This window comes from Streptomyces sp. NBC_01498, from assembly GCF_036327775.1.
GTDB lineage: Bacteria > Actinomycetota > Actinomycetes > Streptomycetales > Streptomycetaceae > Streptomyces.
In genome coordinates, this window is sequence record NZ_CP109598.1 from 2,170,681 (window position 1) to 2,185,555 (window position 14,875).

Genomic DNA, 14,875 nt, shown 5'->3' on the forward strand with positions numbered 1-14,875 from the left:
GGCGATCGACCACGAAGGGCGGGACGGCCGATATCGGCCAACCTTCGGCCCGGTGTGTGAACGCCCCGTGGAACGGGGCATGTTCAGCCCCTGGCGCACCGTCACCTCCCTGGTTCCCGTACGCCGTCGCCGTGTCGTTCGTGCGGGCGAGGGGGGTGACGCGTGACGAGACGGTCCCTTAGATTTCCTGCGAGTTTCAGCAGGTGACCACTGAGGGGACGACTCGCCATGCAAGAGCCGGCACCAGCACGTGCCACACAGGACTCGTCCGGGCGTCTCACGCCGAAATCGATCGCGATCTGGGCGCTCGTCGCCCTGGTGGGCGCGGTCGGCTGGGGTGTTCTCGCCCTGTCGCGCGGTGAGGACATCTCCGCCGCGTGGATGCTGGCGGCGGCACTCGGGTCGTACGCGATCGCCTACCGCTTCTACTCCAGATTCATCGCGAACCGGGTGCTGAAGGTCGACCGGACGCGGGCCACACCCGCCGAACGGCTCGACAACGGCGTGGACTTCCACCCAACCGACCGGCGCGTGCTCTTCGGGCACCACTTCGCCGCCGTCGCGGGCGCGGGACCGCTCGTCGGTCCGGTGCTGGCCGCGCAGATGGGCTATCTGCCGGGCACCATCTGGATCGTCGCGGGCGTGATCTTCGCGGGCGCGGTCCAGGACATGGTCACGCTGTTCTTCTCCACGCGCCGCGACGGCCGTTCGCTCGGCCAGATCGCGCGCGACGAGATAGGGCCGTTCGGTGGCGCCGCCGCGCTGATCGCGGTCTTCCTCATCATGATCATCCTGCTCGCGGTGCTGGCCCTGGTCATCGTCAACGCGCTCGCCGACTCGCCGTGGGGTGTCTTCTCCATCGCGATGACCATCCCGATCGCACTCTTCATGGGCGTGTATCTGCGGGTGCTGCGGCCGGGCCGCGTCAGTGAGGTCTCACTGATCGGTGTGGCGCTGCTGCTGCTCGCGATCGTGGCGGGCGGCTGGGTCGCGGAGTCCTCGCTCGCCGGCACGTTCACGCTGGAGGCCGGCACGCTGGTCATCTGGATGGTGGTCTACGGCTTCCTCGCCTCCGTCCTGCCGGTCTGGATGCTGCTGGCGCCGCGCGACTACCTGTCGACGTTCATGAAGGTCGGCACGATCGCGCTGCTGGCGATCGGTGTGGTCGTCGCGCTGCCGACGATGAAGATGGACGCGATCACCGACTTCGCGAGCCGGGGCGACGGTCCGGTGTTCGCCGGTTCGATGTTCCCGTTCGTCTTCATCACCATCGCGTGCGGGGCGCTGTCCGGTTTCCACTCGCTCATCGCCTCGGGCACCACGCCGAAGATGGTGCAGAAGGAGACCCAGATCCGGATGATCGGGTACGGGGCGATGCTCACCGAGTCGTTCGTCGCCATCATGGCGATGATCACGGCGTGCGTCATCGACCCGGGGCTGTACTTCGCGGTCAACTCCCCCGCCGGAGTCATCGGCGGCACGGTCGAGTCCGCCTCCCAGGCCGTCGCGAATCTCGGCTTCACGATCTCGCCGGACCAGCTCGCCCGGGCGGCCAAGGACGTCGAGGAGTCGAGCCTGCTCTCCCGTACGGGCGGCGCGCCGACCTTCGCGCTCGGGATGTCGGACATCTTCTCGTCGGTGATCGGCGGCGCGGGGATGAAGGCGTTCTGGTACCACTTCGCGATCATGTTCGAGGCGCTGTTCATCCTGACGACGGTGGACGCGGGCACGCGGGTGGGGCGCTTCATGCTCCAGGACATGCTCGGCAACGTGTACAAGCCGATGCGCCAGGTCAGCTGGAAGCCCGGCGTCTGGTTCGCCAGCGCCGTGGTGGTCGGCGCGTGGGGCTACTTCCTCTGGGTCGGGGTGCACGACCCGCTGGGCGGCATCAACCAGCTCTTCCCGCTGTTCGGCATCGCGAACCAGCTGCTGGCGGCGGTGGCGCTGGCCGTCTGTACGACGCTGCTGGTGAAGTCGGGACGGCTGAAATGGGCCTGGGTGACGGCGGTCCCGCTCGCCTGGGACGCGGCGGTCACGCTCACCGCGAGCTGGCAGAAAATCTTCTCCGACGATCCGAAGGTCGGCTTCTTCACCCAGCGCGACGTGTACCTGACGGGCATCGAGAACGGCGAGGTGATCCCGCCCGCCAAGACGATGGACGACATGCACACGGTCGTCACCAACTCCACGGTGGACGGCGTCCTCTGCGCGCTCTTCGCGATCCTGATCATCGTCGTGATCGCGGACGCGGGCCGGGTCTGCTACCGGGCGATCCGCCACCCCGAGAGCGTGAAGCTCTCGGAGACGCCGTACGTGAAGTCCGAACTGGTCGCGCCGGCGGGCATGTTCGCGACCCCGGAGGAGAAGGCGGAACTGGCGGCGGCGGAGGCCCGCACGAAGGCACCCAGCGGGGCGGGCGCGTCATGACGCCGGCGGCGAAGGTACGCCACGCGGTGGGCCGGGTCCGCTGGTACGTACGGGAGCTGACGGGCGAGTCCGCGTACGACCACTACGTGGCGCACACCCGCGCCTGTGACCCCACGGCGGAGCCGATGACCCGGCGCGCCTTCGAACGGAGCCGCACGGACGCCCGGGAGGCGGACCCGAGGGAAGGGTTCCGCTGCTGCTGAGCGAGCCGGTGAGGGGCCGCCGTCTCCCGACGAGGGGACGGCGGCCCTTCGCCGTTGATCGCCGCGCACCATGCAGCCGTGCAAGGTGCTTCCGACGACAGCGGCGACCTCCGACAACGCCCCTCTCGTCCCGTGTCGCACACTGCTGTCATGAAACAGGTGATACAGCCGGAGACCGGCTTTCTGATACGGGCGGCCGAGGCCGCCGAGCATGGCCTTCTCGGGGAGATCACCGCGCGGGCCTATCTGGACGACGGGCTGCTGGACTTCGGGGAGGACGACCCGTATCTGGCGAGCCTGCGGGACGTCGCCGCGCGCGCCGCCGGGGCCGAGGTGCTCGTGGCCGCCGGGGCGGACGGGGAAGTGCTCGGCGGGGTGACGTACGCCGCCGGCGGGACCGCGTGGGCCAATGTGGCCGGGGCGGGCGAGGCCGAGTTCCGCATGCTGGCCGTGGCGTCCGCCGCCCGGGGCCGGGGTGTCGGCAAGGCGCTGGTGCTGGCCTGTGTGGAGCGCGCGCGGGCCACCGAGGGGTGTGTACGGGTGCGGCTGTCGACCCACGAGAAGATGCGGGCCGCCCACCGGATCTACGAGCGGCTGGGCTTCGTACGGACCCCGGAACGGGACTGGGCACCGTACGAGGAGCTCGCGCCGCTGCTCACCTACCGCCTGGAAATCCAAGGCCCGTAGGGGCTCTTTCCGGGCAAGGCGAAACACCTCTGACACAACATGTGGGGGGTGCCGCTCCCCACGGGCCCCACATGTATGCTCAAGTCTGCTGTCGCCGCAGGAGAATCCGGTGCAAATCCGGAACTGTCCCGCAACGGTGTGCTGTGGTGCGCTTTGCCGCGCCCGCGAGTCCGAGCACCTGCCGACGGCGCATCCGGTTCGACCGAGCCGGGTGCCGAGACGTCCGGGCCTCGAGGTTGGGCCGGTGACGCCGCGCCGCGCGCTGCCCGCATCCGGGACGGCGTACGCGGGCGCGCGCCGCCGTGCCCCTTCTCTCCTGACCCAGAGCCGAGCGAGGGAGAGCACCACGTGACCATCGCGCCAGCCGATCCGGCTTCAGCGATCGCCGACCGGGGACAGGAAGAGCGGGGACAGGAAGAGCGGGTCCAGGCAGAGCGGGAACGGGACCAGCCGGGACGGGGCACCGCCGCTGCGTCCGGCGGGGCGGCCCACGAGACCGCCGACGCGCCCGGCACGGGCCTGCTGCGGACCCTCACCGGCCTCACCGCCGACCTGCCCGACACCGACCCCGGCAAGGTCGCCGCCGCCGCTCTCCGGGGTCGTAACGCCGCCTCCGACGAGGCCGAGCTGCGGCAGCTCGCCACCGAGGCCGCCGCCGGGCTGATCTCCGAGGACCCCGCTTACTCCCGCCTCGCCGCCCGTCTCCTCACCCGCACCATCGCGGACGAGGCCGCCGGCCAGGGCGCCGTGTCGTTCTCGTCCTCGATCGCCGTGGGCCACGCGGAGGGCCTGATCGCCGACCGTACGGCCGCGTTCGTCACACGCCACGCCGCCCGCCTCGACGCGCTGATCGACCCCGCCGCCGACGACCGCTTCGGCTACTTCGGCCTGCGCACGCTGTTCAGCCGCTATCTGCTGCGGCACCCGATCACCCGCGATGTCATCGAGACGCCGCAGTACTTCATGCTGCGTGTCGCCTCCGGGCTGGCCAAGGACGACTCCCCGGCCGCCGTGGACGAGGTCGCCGCGCTGTACGGCCTGATGAGCCGGCTCGACTACCTCCCCTCCTCCCCCACCCTCTTCAACTCCGGCACCCGCCATCCCCAGATGTCGTCCTGCTATCTGCTGGACTCCCCGCTGGACGAGCTGGACTCGATCTACGACCGCTACCACCAGGTGGCCCGCCTCTCGAAGCACGCGGGCGGCATCGGCCTCTCGTACTCCCGTATCCGCGCGCGTGGTTCGCTGATCCGGGGCACCAACGGGCACTCCAACGGCATCGTGCCGTTCCTGCGCACGCTGGACTCCTCGGTCGCCGCCGTCAACCAGGGCGGCCGGCGCAAGGGGGCGGCCTGCGTCTATCTGGAGACGTGGCACGCGGACATCGAGGAGTTCCTGGAGCTGCGCGACAACACCGGGGAGGAGGCGCGCCGTACGCACAATCTGAACCTCGCGCACTGGATCCCCGACGAGTTCATGCGCCGGGTCGACACGGACGGCGACTGGTCGCTCTTCTCCCCCTCGGACGTGCCCGAACTGGTCGACCTGTGGGGCGACGACTTCGACGCCGCCTACCGCGCCGCCGAGGCCGCGGGCAAGGCCCGCCGGACCATCGCCGCGCGCGAGCTGTACGGCCGGATGATGCGCACCCTCGCCCAGACCGGCAACGGCTGGATGACCTTCAAGGACGCGTCGAACCGTACGGCGAACCAGACCGCCGAGCCCGGCACCGTCGTGCACTCCTCGAACCTCTGCACCGAGATCCTGGAGGTCACCGACGACGGTGAGACGGCCGTCTGCAACCTCGGCTCGGTCAACGTCGGCGCGTTCGTCACGGAGAGCGGCGAACTGGACTGGGAGCGGCTGGACGACAGCGTCCGCACCGCCGTGACCTTCCTCGACCGGGTCGTGGACATCAACTTCTACCCGACCGAGCAGGCCGGCCGCTCGAACGCCAAGTGGCGCCCCGTGGGCCTCGGCGTGATGGGCCTCCAGGACGTCTTCTTCAAGAAGCGGCTGCCGTTCGACTCCGCCGAGGCCGCCGCGCTCTCCACCCGGATCGCCGAGCGGATCATGCTCGCCGCGTACGAGGCGTCCTGCGACCTCGCCGAGCGCGAGGGCCCGCTGCCCGCCTGGGAGCGGACCCGCGCCGCACGCGGCGTGCTGCACCCGGACCACTACGACGTGACGCCGAACTGGCCGGAGCGGTGGGACGCGCTCAGGGCCCGCGTCGCGACGACCGGCATGCGCAACTCGCTGCTCCTCGCGATCGCGCCGACGGCCACCATCGCCTCGATCGCCGGGGTGTACGAGTGCATCGAGCCGCAGGTGTCCAACCTCTTCAAGCGCGAGACGCTGTCGGGTGAGTTCCTCCAGGTCAACGCCTACCTGGTGGCGGAGCTGAAGAAGCTCGGCGTCTGGGACGCGCAGTCCCGTGAGGCGCTGCGCGAGTCCAACGGCTCGGTGGCGGACTTCAGTTGGATCCCGGCCGACGTGCGGGAGCTGTACCGCACGGCGTGGGAGATCCCGCAGCGCGGCCTGATCGACATGGCGGCGGCGCGTACGCCGTTCCTGGACCAGAGCCAGTCGCTGAACCTGTTCCTGGAGACGCCGACCATCGGGAAGCTCAGCTCGATGTACGCGTACGCCTGGAAGAAGGGGCTGAAGACCACGTACTACCTGCGCTCGCGCCCCGCCACCCGGATCGCCCGCGCGGCGAGGTCCCAGCCGGTGGCCGCCGCCGTGCCCGCGCAGCCGGCGCCGGACGCCGACGCGATCGCCTGCTCCCTGGAAAACCCCGAGTCCTGCGAGGCCTGCCAGTAATGCCGTCCCCTTCCGTGGAAAAGAACCTGCTCGACCCGGGCTTCGAGCTGACGCTGCGGCCCATGCGCTACCCGGACTTCTACGAGCGCTACCGGGACGCGATCAAGAACACCTGGACGGTCGAGGAGGTCGACCTCCACTCCGACGTCACGGACCTCGCGAAGCTCTCCCCGGGCGAGCAGCACATGATCGGCCGGCTGGTCGCGTTCTTCGCGACGGGCGACTCGATCGTCTCGAACAACCTGGTGCTGACGCTCTACAAGCACATCAACTCCCCGGAGGCGCGGCTCTATCTCTCCCGGCAGCTGTTCGAGGAGGCCGTGCACGTCCAGTTCTATCTGACGCTGCTGGACACCTATCTGCCCGATCCGGCGGACCGCGCGGCGGCGTTCGACGCGGTGGAGGAGATCCCGTCGATCCGGGAGAAGGCGCAGTTCTGCTTCCGGTGGATGGACTCGGTCGAGAAGATCGACCGCCTGGAGTCGAAGGCGGACCGGCGCCGGTTCCTGCTGAACCTCATCTGCTTCGCGGCGTGCATCGAGGGCCTCTTCTTCTACGGAGCGTTCGCGTACGTCTACTGGTTCCGCTCGCGCGGCCTGCTGCACGGGCTGGCCACCGGCACCAACTGGGTGTTCCGCGACGAGACGATGCACATGAACTTCGCCTTCGAGGTCGTGGACACCGTCCGTAAGGAGGAGCCCGACCTCTTCGACGACGCGCTCCAGCGGCAGGTCACGGACATGCTGAAGGAGGCCGTCGAGGCGGAGCTGCAATTCGGCCGCGACCTGTGCGGGGACGGGCTGCCCGGCATGAACACGGAGTCGATGCGCGAATACCTCCAGTGCGTGGCGGACCAGCGGCTCCAGCGGCTGGGCTTCGCGCCGGTGTACGGCTCGGAGAACCCGTTCTCGTTCATGGAGCTGCAAGGTGTCCAGGAGCTGACGAACTTCTTCGAGCGCCGCCCGTCGGCGTACCAGGTGGCGGTGGAGGGAACGGTCGGCTTCGACGACGACTTCTGAATTCGACGACGACTTCCAAAGAGGACGGCTTACGTCGGCGTCCGCCGGCCCGGCGGAGTCGCGGAGTGCCGGGCCCCGTGGAACACGCCACGGGGCTCCGGCATGATGACCGCATGTTCACCACCCCGCTCCCCCTGCCCCTCCCCGCCGGTGAGGGCCTTCAGCTGCGGGAGTGGACCGCCGCCGACGTGGCCGCCCTGTCGGCCCTCTTCGACGACCCCGAGATGGACCGCTGGACGCCGCTGCGCTCGCCGTTCGACCAGGCGGCGGCGCGCGCGTATCTGGCCCACGCCGTGGTACGCCGCGCGGAGGGCCGCTCGCTCCAGCTCGCCGTCACGACGGACGGGCGGGCGCCCCTGGGCGAGGTGATGGTGTCCGTGGCGGAGGAGGACGGCACGGAGGTCGAACTGGCCTACGGAATCGGCGCCCCGTACCGCCGCCGGGGCCTGGCCTCACGCGCCGTACGTCTGCTGCTCCCCCAGGCGTTCCACGCCACATCGGTCCGGCGCGCCGTACTGCGCATCGAACCGTCCAACGAGGCCAGCGCGGCGGTGGCGCGCACGACGGGCTTCCGGCTCTCGGACGACCCCCTGCTGCTGCGCGAGAACAACGGCCGGACCGTCGAACTGGCCACCTGGGAGCTGCGCCGCGAGGCGTGGGCGGCGGGCTGACTCGTCGCGCTCCTCATATGAGGAGCCGGTCCTTCGCCACCGCTGGGGGGGTGCCGGGGTGACGGCCGGTCAACCCGGCCGCCCGCCCACGGTCTCGGCCGGCGGGGGCCGCCTAGGCTGGTCGCATGGATCTTGTCGCGCGGACGCGCCTCGCCGGTGGGGTGGTCGCCCTCGGGGTCGTCGGCGCGGGGCTCGGGCTCCGGGTCGTCGCGGGCGGGGATGTCGCCAAGTACGGGGGCGTCGCGCTGTACACCGTGCTCGTGTACGTGCTCGTGGTGTGTGTCGCTCCCCGGGTACGGCCCGTCGTCGCGGGGACTGTGGCGTTCGCGTTCAGTTGTGGTGTCGAGCTGCTTCAGCTCACCGGGGTGACCGCCGGACCGGCCCAGGAGAGTGTGATCGTACGGCTGGTGCTCGGGTCCACCTTCAACGCGCCCGACCTGCTCTGGTACGCGGTCGGTGCCGCTGCCGCCGCCCTGGCGCACACGTCAACAGGGGCCCCACGCGCGTCGCGTGAGGCCCCTGCCTGAGACGGGGTGCGTCAGATGCCACAGCTCGGCGCCGACCAGAAGCGGCTGGGCCGGTGGTCGACGTGGGTGTGGTCGTTGTGGTCCGGGTAACCCGGGCCGAGGATCCCGTTGAAGCCGTGGTTCCGCGCGTTCTGGGCCAGGGCGCACAGGGTGTGCGGACCGGCGCCGAGGTCGGCGGAGTCGCCGTACAGGTGGCGGCTGCCGCTGGCGCCGCCGACCGCGTTGTTGCAGGCGTGCGAGCGGAATCCGCTGGTGACGCGGAGCGGCTGGTCACCCAGGGCGTGCCGCAGGGCCTCCAGCTTCCACATGGTGCGCAGGGCGTTGGACTTGGCGGTGGCCGCGCTGACCGCGCCGCCCGACCAGTCGGAGTTGCAGTTGTTCAGCTCCGCGTACGTGAAGTGGATCGGCGTGCAGTCGTCGTCCTGGAGCTCGTAGATCTTGTTGAACGTGGCGGGACCCGCGACGCCGTCGGCGGCCAGTCCGTACGCGGACTGGAAGCGCTTGACGGCGGCGGCGGTCGCCGGGCCGTAGGCGCCGTCGATGGTGAGTACGGCGCCGTTGCCCGCGTGGCCGGCCACCCGGATCTGGAGCTGGGTCACGGCGGCGCCGCTGGCTCCCTGAGAGAGGGAACCGGACCACGTGTAGCAGCCGTCCGCCTGCGCGGTGCCGGCGGTGACCAGTGAGCCTGCCCAGGCAAACGACAGGGTCATGACAATGCTGAGCAGGAGTCTTGAGGTGCGTCGGAGCATCGGGTCTCCATAATCGAGGCGAGATGTACGGCAGAGAGTGGCGTACCGGTCGACGCGCGTCAACCCGCCGCCGACCAGGGCCATTTGTCGGACCAATGGCGACGGCGGCACGCCTCGCCGCCGACCCGGTACCGCCACGCACGATGACGTCGGCCCCGTCCCGGATGTCCGGGACGGGGCCGCTCACACGCCGGGACGCCGACGGCGTCCGACATCGGCCAGCGATGCCGGGCACCGGAGCCGGGGGTCGTGTTCGCCGCGCCCGAGGCGGAGACGGGGGCCGCGTCCACTGCGCCTCAGCGCGGGCGCCGGGGGCCGTGTTCGCCGCGCCTCAGCGCGGGCGCCGTGTCCGTGCTCAGGCGTTCGGTACGACCTCGTACCGCGGTGTGCCCTCTTCCATCTGCCGCAGCGCGTCCTTGCGGTCGCGCTTGGCGAGCCGGTCGATGTACAGATAGCCGTACAGATGGTCCGTCTCGTGCTGGAGGCAGCGCGCGAAGTAGCCCGTGCCGCGCACCTTGATCGGCTTGCCCCGCACGTCCTGGCCGCGCACGACCGCGTAGTCGGGGCGCGCCAGTTCCGCGTACGCCGTCGGGACCGACAGGCAGCCCTCGTTGCCGTCCTCCAGATTGCGCTGCTCCGGCGGGAGTTCGTCCAGCACCGGATTGCAGACGACGCCCACGTGCCGCACCCCGTCGTCGTCCGGGCAGTCGTAGACGAAGACCTTCAGGTCCACACCGATCTGGTTGGCGGCCAGGCCCACGCCCTCCGCCGTCCGCTGGCTCGCGAACATGTCGTCCACCAGCGACGCGAGTTCGTCGTCGAACGTGGTGACGTCCTGGCACTCCTTGTGCAGGACCGGGTTGCCGACGACGGTGATCGGACGCGACGTGCCGCGCGCGCGGTACGCCGCCTCGCGGGCCTCCGCGTTCTCGCTGTCGACGACGAAGCCCTCGTCGTCCACCAGCCCGTCGCCGCCCGTGACCGCCTCGCCGCCCGCGACGAACCCGTCCTCCCGCTCCGCCCCGGAGGCCCCGCCCTCGGTCTTCTGGTCCGTCTCCTGCTGCGTCATGTCCGCAGTACGCCTTCCTCGGTACCCGCTGCTGCCTGTACACCGCCGCCTGCGCGATGTGCCCGTACAGCCTACGGCCCCGGCGGCCGCCCCCGCGGCGTCAGCAGACCTCTTCGAGATCCCGCCACTCGCGCGTCTGCGGGCTGTCGGCGACCCAGCCGTCGAGCAGACCGCGCACCAGTCCGGGCGGCGCGGCTATGCCGCACTCGCGCTCGGGCACCCACAGCTCGCCCTCCGTGCGGTGGCCGAGCGGCCCCGGGTGACCCGGTTCGCTGTGGTCGTGCGGGTCGAGGTGCTCGCCGTCGCCCTCGGCGCTCGGCATGCGGCTCTCCGAGCAGGCCCGGCAGAGCAGTCGTACGGAGGACGACCAGTCCTCGGCGGCGAAGCCCGCGTCGGCCGCCAGGCGCTCCAGGGCGTCCCGGTCGGACTCGGTCGCCGCTTCCAGCAGGACCACCCAGGTCGGCACCGGCGAGGGCGCCCACAGCTCGATCTCGTCGAAGACGGGGAAGGCGCGCGCCGCACCGTGCGAGCCGGCGGCCGTCGTGCGCTCGCCGTTCGGCACACCGTCGTGCAGGACGACCTCGCCCCAGCGGCGGCCGGACGACGGCAGCGGAATGGACAGGATCTCCATCCTGGCCGGGTCGAGCCTGCGGCCCCAGACGACCTCGGCCTCGCCCTCCGGAGAGAGCCGTACCGCCGCGCTGCCCAGGTCCATGCCGACCGGCTCACCGGTCGCCGCGTTCGTGTACTGGCCGCCGGGCACCTTAAGGCCGTACGCCTGCCAGGCACGCCGCGCCAGCGGCCAGTCCTGGAGGGCGGTGGCCGCGATGCCGACGTTCCACCAATCGGGTGCCCCGGTCTCCTTGTCGAGCAGCGCGACGGCGCGCAGCCCGGCGGCCCGCGCCTGCTCCCAGTCGTGGCGGAACTTGTGCAGCAGAGCCAGGTTGAACCAGGACTCCGACAGCCAGGGCTCCAGATCCGCCGCACGCGTGAGCAGCGCACCCGCGTCCTCGTACCGTCCGTCGCCGATCAGCGTGAACGCGCGGTCGGTGGCCTGCCGCCACGAGGCGGAGGGCCGATGCCGTACCTTCCCGAAGATCTTCACGATTCCCGCCTGCCGGTCGCTCGGGTCTGTCGCCCCGGACACCCTCTTGGACTCCTCTTCGCATCCAACCATGCCCGGTCGGACACTCGCTCCTTACCCATGGGTTACCCAGCCCGACCAGGGGTCAGACCACCGCGTGACAGGACGCGCGCGAGAGACTCCACCACCTCGGGCTGGTAGTCGTGGGCGGTGCGCAGGCGCAGCCGTTCCAGGGCGTCAAGTCCGGCAGCGGTCCCGCCGCTCGCACCGGTGAGGTCGTCGTACGCGTTGACGGCGCGGACGATGCGGGCCGCGAGCGGCTGTTCCCGGTACGGATCGGCCTGCCGCTCCACGACGACGGCGACCGCCGACGGGACGCCGGTCTGACGGACGACGGCCCCGCCGAGGAGCGCGATCCGGCGCTGCTCGGCGGCCGGCAGCGGGGCGGTGGCGCCGTCGGGCACGGGGTCGACGAGGGAGAGCTGGCCGATGTCGTGCATCAGCGCCGCGTGTTCGAGGACGGTCAGCTCGGCGCCGGAGAGTCCCAGCTCACGGCCGACGGCACGGCTCAGCTCCGCGACGCGGCGGGCGTGGCCCCGGCGGGTGTGCCCGGCGATCTCGGTGGCGCGGGCGAGGGAGGTGATGGTCTGGCCGTAGGTGGTGCGGACCGCCGCGTACCGCCGGTCGGACAGCTGGGTCAGCAGCAGCGGCACACAGAAGACGGGCAGCGCCCACGGCCCGGCGACGGCGACGCCCAGGGCCAGCAGCGCGGCGGTCGCGCGGACGGCCGAGCCGATGCCCGCCAGGGCGCGCAGTTCGTCGCGGAGCAGCGCGGCGTACGGCCGGCGGGTGCGGGCACGGCGGAGCAGCGCGGCGAGGACCGCGTCGCACCCGGCGGTCGCCGTCAGTAGGAGGAGGAGCAGAAGCACATGGGCAGGGCCCTCGCCGAGCCGTCCGCCCCACGCACCGGAGGCGGCGAACGGGCGGAAGCAGACGGCCACGAAGCCGACGGAGAGCACCAGGCGCGCCAGGTGGTCGCGCGCGGGGGCGTGGCCGGTCATCAGACGCGGTACGGCTCCGACGAGGAGCGCCGCGCCGACGACGGCGACGGTCTGGAGGACCCCGTGCTCGGCCGGGCGGCCCGCGTTCTGGCCGAGCAGGGCGTACGCGAGGGCCCCCGCCGTCCCGAGACCCGGTCCGGCGGGCACGGGGGCGCGGGGGCGTTCACGGTCGTGGTCACGGTCGCCGGGAGGGGCGCCCCGGTGGACGGCTTCGCCGACGGCGATGAGGACGCCGAAGGCGAGGGCGGTGCGGGGCTCGGCGAGTCCCTGCCGGAGGGTGTGCCCGAGGGCGATCCCGGCGAGCGCGAGGGCGGCGCCGTGGACGGCGGCGACGGTGAGGGAGGCGCGGGGCAGGGGGTTCATTCGTGGCCGCCGGAGGCGGTGGCGGGGCGTGGGGGCACGCGGGGGCGGGGTCCGTGGCGGTCGGAGGCCGCCGCGGTGGCGGGAGCGCTGCGCGGGCCGTGGGTGAAGCGGCGGGGCACTCCGCGAGCGCCGGACCCGCTCGCACGGCTCCGGTGACCCGCCGTGGCGCCGGACGAGTACGGACCGGATGTCGCGGACCGGGCGGCACGCGCCGTGCGGGCGCCGGTGCATCCCTGGCCGGCGTTCACCGGCGGCTGCCGGGCACGCCGGGCAAGCCGGGGTTCGGTGTCGGGCGGGGGTCGTGCGGGCGGCTCGGTGGCGGGACGTTTTTTCGCGGGGCGGTGAGGGCGTCCGCAGGGCCTGTGAGCAGCGCTTCGGCGGGGAGGGAAGGCGTCGCGGAGGGCCCGTCCGGCGCCCTCCGCGACGCGTCCGGCACCGGCGGCGGCACATCCGGCGTCCCCGCCCGGTCCTTCGCGCCCTCCCCGCCTGCCTCGTCCGCCCCGCCCTCCCCGCCTGCCTCGTCCGCCTTGTTCATCTCGCTCGCGCCGCCTGCCCCGGCTGCTCCGCGTGTCCCGCCCGTCCCGCCCGTCCCGCCCGTCCCGCCTGCCTCGTCCGCCTTGTCCATCTCGCTCGCGCCGCCTGCCCCGGCTGCTCCGCGTGTCCCGCCCGTCCCGCCCGTCCCGCCCGTCCCGCCTGTCTCGCCCGTCCCGCCCGTCCCGCCCGTCTTGCTCGTCTCGTCGGACGTGACCGCCGTCTGCCAGCCGTGCCGGTCCAGCGCCCGCACGAGCGCCCGCACCATCGCCGGGTCGAACTGTGTCCCCGCGCAGCGCCGCAGTTCCTCCACCGCCGTCGCCACCGGCCGGGCCCGCCGGTAGGTGCGGTGGGAGGTCATCGCGTCGAAGGCGTCGGCGACGGCGACCACCCGGGCGAACTCGGGGATGTCGGTCCCCGCGAGGCCGTACGGGTAGCCGCTGCCGTCGAGCCGTTCGTGGTGGTGCAGGATCGCCAGCCGGGCCTCTCCCAGGAAGGAGATGCCGCGCACGATCTCGTGGCCGTACTCGGGGTGCAGTTCGATGACCCGGCGCTCCTCCGGGGTCAGCGGCCCGTCCTTGCGCAACACCCGTGTGGGGACGCCGAGTTTGCCGACGTCGTGCAGAATCCCGGCGAACCGCAGTACTTCCAGACGCTCCCCCGCCATCCCCAGCTCACCGGCGATCATCGCCGACGCGCGCCCGACGCGTTCGCTGTGCCCGCGTGTGTAGCGGTCCTTGAGGTCGACGGCCTGGACGAGCGCCCTGATGGTCTGCTGATGGGCGGCGCGCTCGCGGTGGTACCGGGTGACGACCCAGCAGGAGACGTACATCGGCGGCAGCACGAGGAGCGCGCCGAGCGGACCGTACGGGCTGCGCCAGAGCACGGCCATCACCAGCCCGGCAAGCGCGTGCGCCCCGTACGGCGCGAGTGAGCGCGACAGCAGGCCGCGCCAGGCGGTGCGTACGGGGCGGCGCTCGGCGGTCACGAGGATGCCGCCGTCGAGCACGGTCAGGACGAGGCAGAAGGCGAGCGCGGCGGCCCCGGCGGGAAGCAGCGCGTACGGGAGGTCGGGAAGGCCGGAGAGACCCTGACCGGGGGCGCCGTGGCCGGGGTACTCGGCGCCTCCCAAGGAGGCCGGTCCGCCGAGGAGCCGGTGTGTCCCGGCCGCGGTCCAGGTGGCGAGGGCGAGTTGGGCCGCGCGCCAGACCCGGCGGACCCCGGCCGGCCGGTGCGCGACCTGGCCGCAGAGCCCGCCGGGGAGGGCCACGAGAGCGGCGGCGGCGGGCGGCAGCAGGAACGCGGCGGCGAGCAGCACGGGAAAGAACGACCCGGCGGCGACGGGCATGGAGCCGCGTACCGACGCACCCAGGACGCGGCAGCGGGCCGGCGCCTCGCAGAGCGCGTACAGCGCGCCGAGCAGCAGGACGACGGGCCAGAGGCCGCCCGGTCCCGCCAGGGAGCCGGGGTCCCCGCCGGAGCGCGGTCCGGGCGTCGCGAAGGCGGGAAGCACGCACGCGAGGGCGCCCAGCACCGCGCAGCAGATGTACGCGCGTGCCGCTCCCGGAATGGCGTTCACCTCGCGGTCACCCCCGCCCCTCGACCCCGCGCTCGACCCTCGGCACCGGCCTGAAACAAAGGGTCAGGCTAGCGAGTTGGGC

The 14,875-nt window shown here is 72.3% G+C and carries 11 protein-coding genes, 1 pseudogene and 1 riboswitch; of the genes and pseudogenes, 7 read left to right on the forward strand and 5 right to left on the reverse strand.

Features of this window, described 5'->3' with window-relative positions; all coding sequences use genetic code 11:
• Window positions 1-228 precede the first annotated feature (228 nt).
• The 7 genes from OG875_RS08960 to OG875_RS08990 all read left to right on the forward strand — a co-directional run bounded on the left by OG875_RS08960 (window position 229) and on the right by OG875_RS08990 (window position 8,357).
• Window positions 229-2,427 (forward strand): carbon starvation CstA family protein, encoded by a 2,199-nt coding sequence (locus OG875_RS08960; RefSeq protein WP_330173685.1) that lies wholly within the window; start codon window positions 229-231, stop codon window positions 2,425-2,427.
• Entirely contained in the window at window positions 2,424-2,630 is a 207-nt protein-coding gene (locus OG875_RS08965) for a YbdD/YjiX family protein (protein WP_330173686.1), read from the forward strand. Before OG875_RS08960 ends, OG875_RS08965 begins: the two co-directional genes overlap by 4 nt.
• Window positions 2,631-2,780: 150 nt before the next feature.
• The gene (locus OG875_RS08970) at window positions 2,781-3,317 is read left to right on the forward strand and encodes a GNAT family N-acetyltransferase (RefSeq protein ID WP_330173687.1); all 537 of its coding nucleotides are present in this window, start codon (window positions 2,781-2,783) and stop codon (window positions 3,315-3,317) included.
• 88 nt (window positions 3,318-3,405) lie between these two features.
• Window positions 3,406-3,505, forward strand: a riboswitch (adenosylcobalamin-variant (AdoCbl-variant) riboswitch).
• Window positions 3,506-3,665: 160 nt separating this feature from the next.
• Entirely contained in the window at window positions 3,666-6,140 is a 2,475-nt protein-coding gene (locus tag OG875_RS08975) for a ribonucleoside-diphosphate reductase subunit alpha (RefSeq protein ID WP_443079084.1), read from the forward strand.
• Window positions 6,140-7,159 carry a ribonucleotide-diphosphate reductase subunit beta gene (locus OG875_RS08980; protein ID WP_330173688.1) on the forward strand — a complete coding sequence of 340 codons (1,020 nt, stop codon included), beginning with the start codon at window positions 6,140-6,142 and terminating at the stop codon, window positions 7,157-7,159. Before OG875_RS08975 ends, OG875_RS08980 begins: the two co-directional genes overlap by 1 nt.
• Before the next feature lie 113 nt (window positions 7,160-7,272).
• On the forward strand, window positions 7,273-7,830 hold the full coding sequence (locus OG875_RS08985) for a GNAT family N-acetyltransferase (RefSeq protein WP_330173689.1): 558 nt from the start codon (window positions 7,273-7,275) through the stop codon (window positions 7,828-7,830).
• Between the two features lie 125 nt (window positions 7,831-7,955).
• Window positions 7,956-8,357 (forward strand): ribosomal maturation YjgA family protein, encoded by a 402-nt coding sequence (locus OG875_RS08990; protein WP_330173690.1) that lies wholly within the window; start codon window positions 7,956-7,958, stop codon window positions 8,355-8,357.
• Window positions 8,358-8,368: 11 nt separating this feature from the next.
• On the opposite strand, the gene OG875_RS08995 is transcribed toward OG875_RS08990, so the two are convergent.
• The 5 genes and pseudogenes from OG875_RS08995 to OG875_RS09015 all read right to left on the reverse strand — a co-directional run.
• Window positions 8,369-9,106, reverse strand: a complete 738-nt coding sequence (locus OG875_RS08995) for a D-Ala-D-Ala carboxypeptidase family metallohydrolase (protein WP_330173691.1) — start codon at window positions 9,104-9,106, stop codon at window positions 8,369-8,371.
• 355 nt (window positions 9,107-9,461) lie between these two features.
• A complete protein-coding gene (def, locus tag OG875_RS09000; protein WP_330173692.1) occupies window positions 9,462-10,175 on the reverse strand; it encodes a peptide deformylase in 714 nt (237 codons plus the stop codon).
• Between the two features lie 100 nt (window positions 10,176-10,275).
• On the reverse strand, window positions 10,276-11,280 hold the full coding sequence (locus tag OG875_RS09005; RefSeq protein WP_330177671.1) for a tetratricopeptide repeat protein: 1,005 nt from the start codon (window positions 11,278-11,280) through the stop codon (window positions 10,276-10,278).
• A gap of 104 nt (window positions 11,281-11,384) precedes the next feature.
• The gene (locus OG875_RS09010; protein ID WP_330173693.1) at window positions 11,385-12,683 is read right to left on the reverse strand and encodes an HD-GYP domain-containing protein; all 1,299 of its coding nucleotides are present in this window, start codon (window positions 12,681-12,683) and stop codon (window positions 11,385-11,387) included.
• Between the two features lie 733 nt (window positions 12,684-13,416).
• Window positions 13,417-14,793 (reverse strand): annotated as a pseudogene (locus tag OG875_RS09015) (HD-GYP domain-containing protein); the annotation flags it as partial.
• Window positions 14,794-14,875 lie beyond the last annotated feature (82 nt).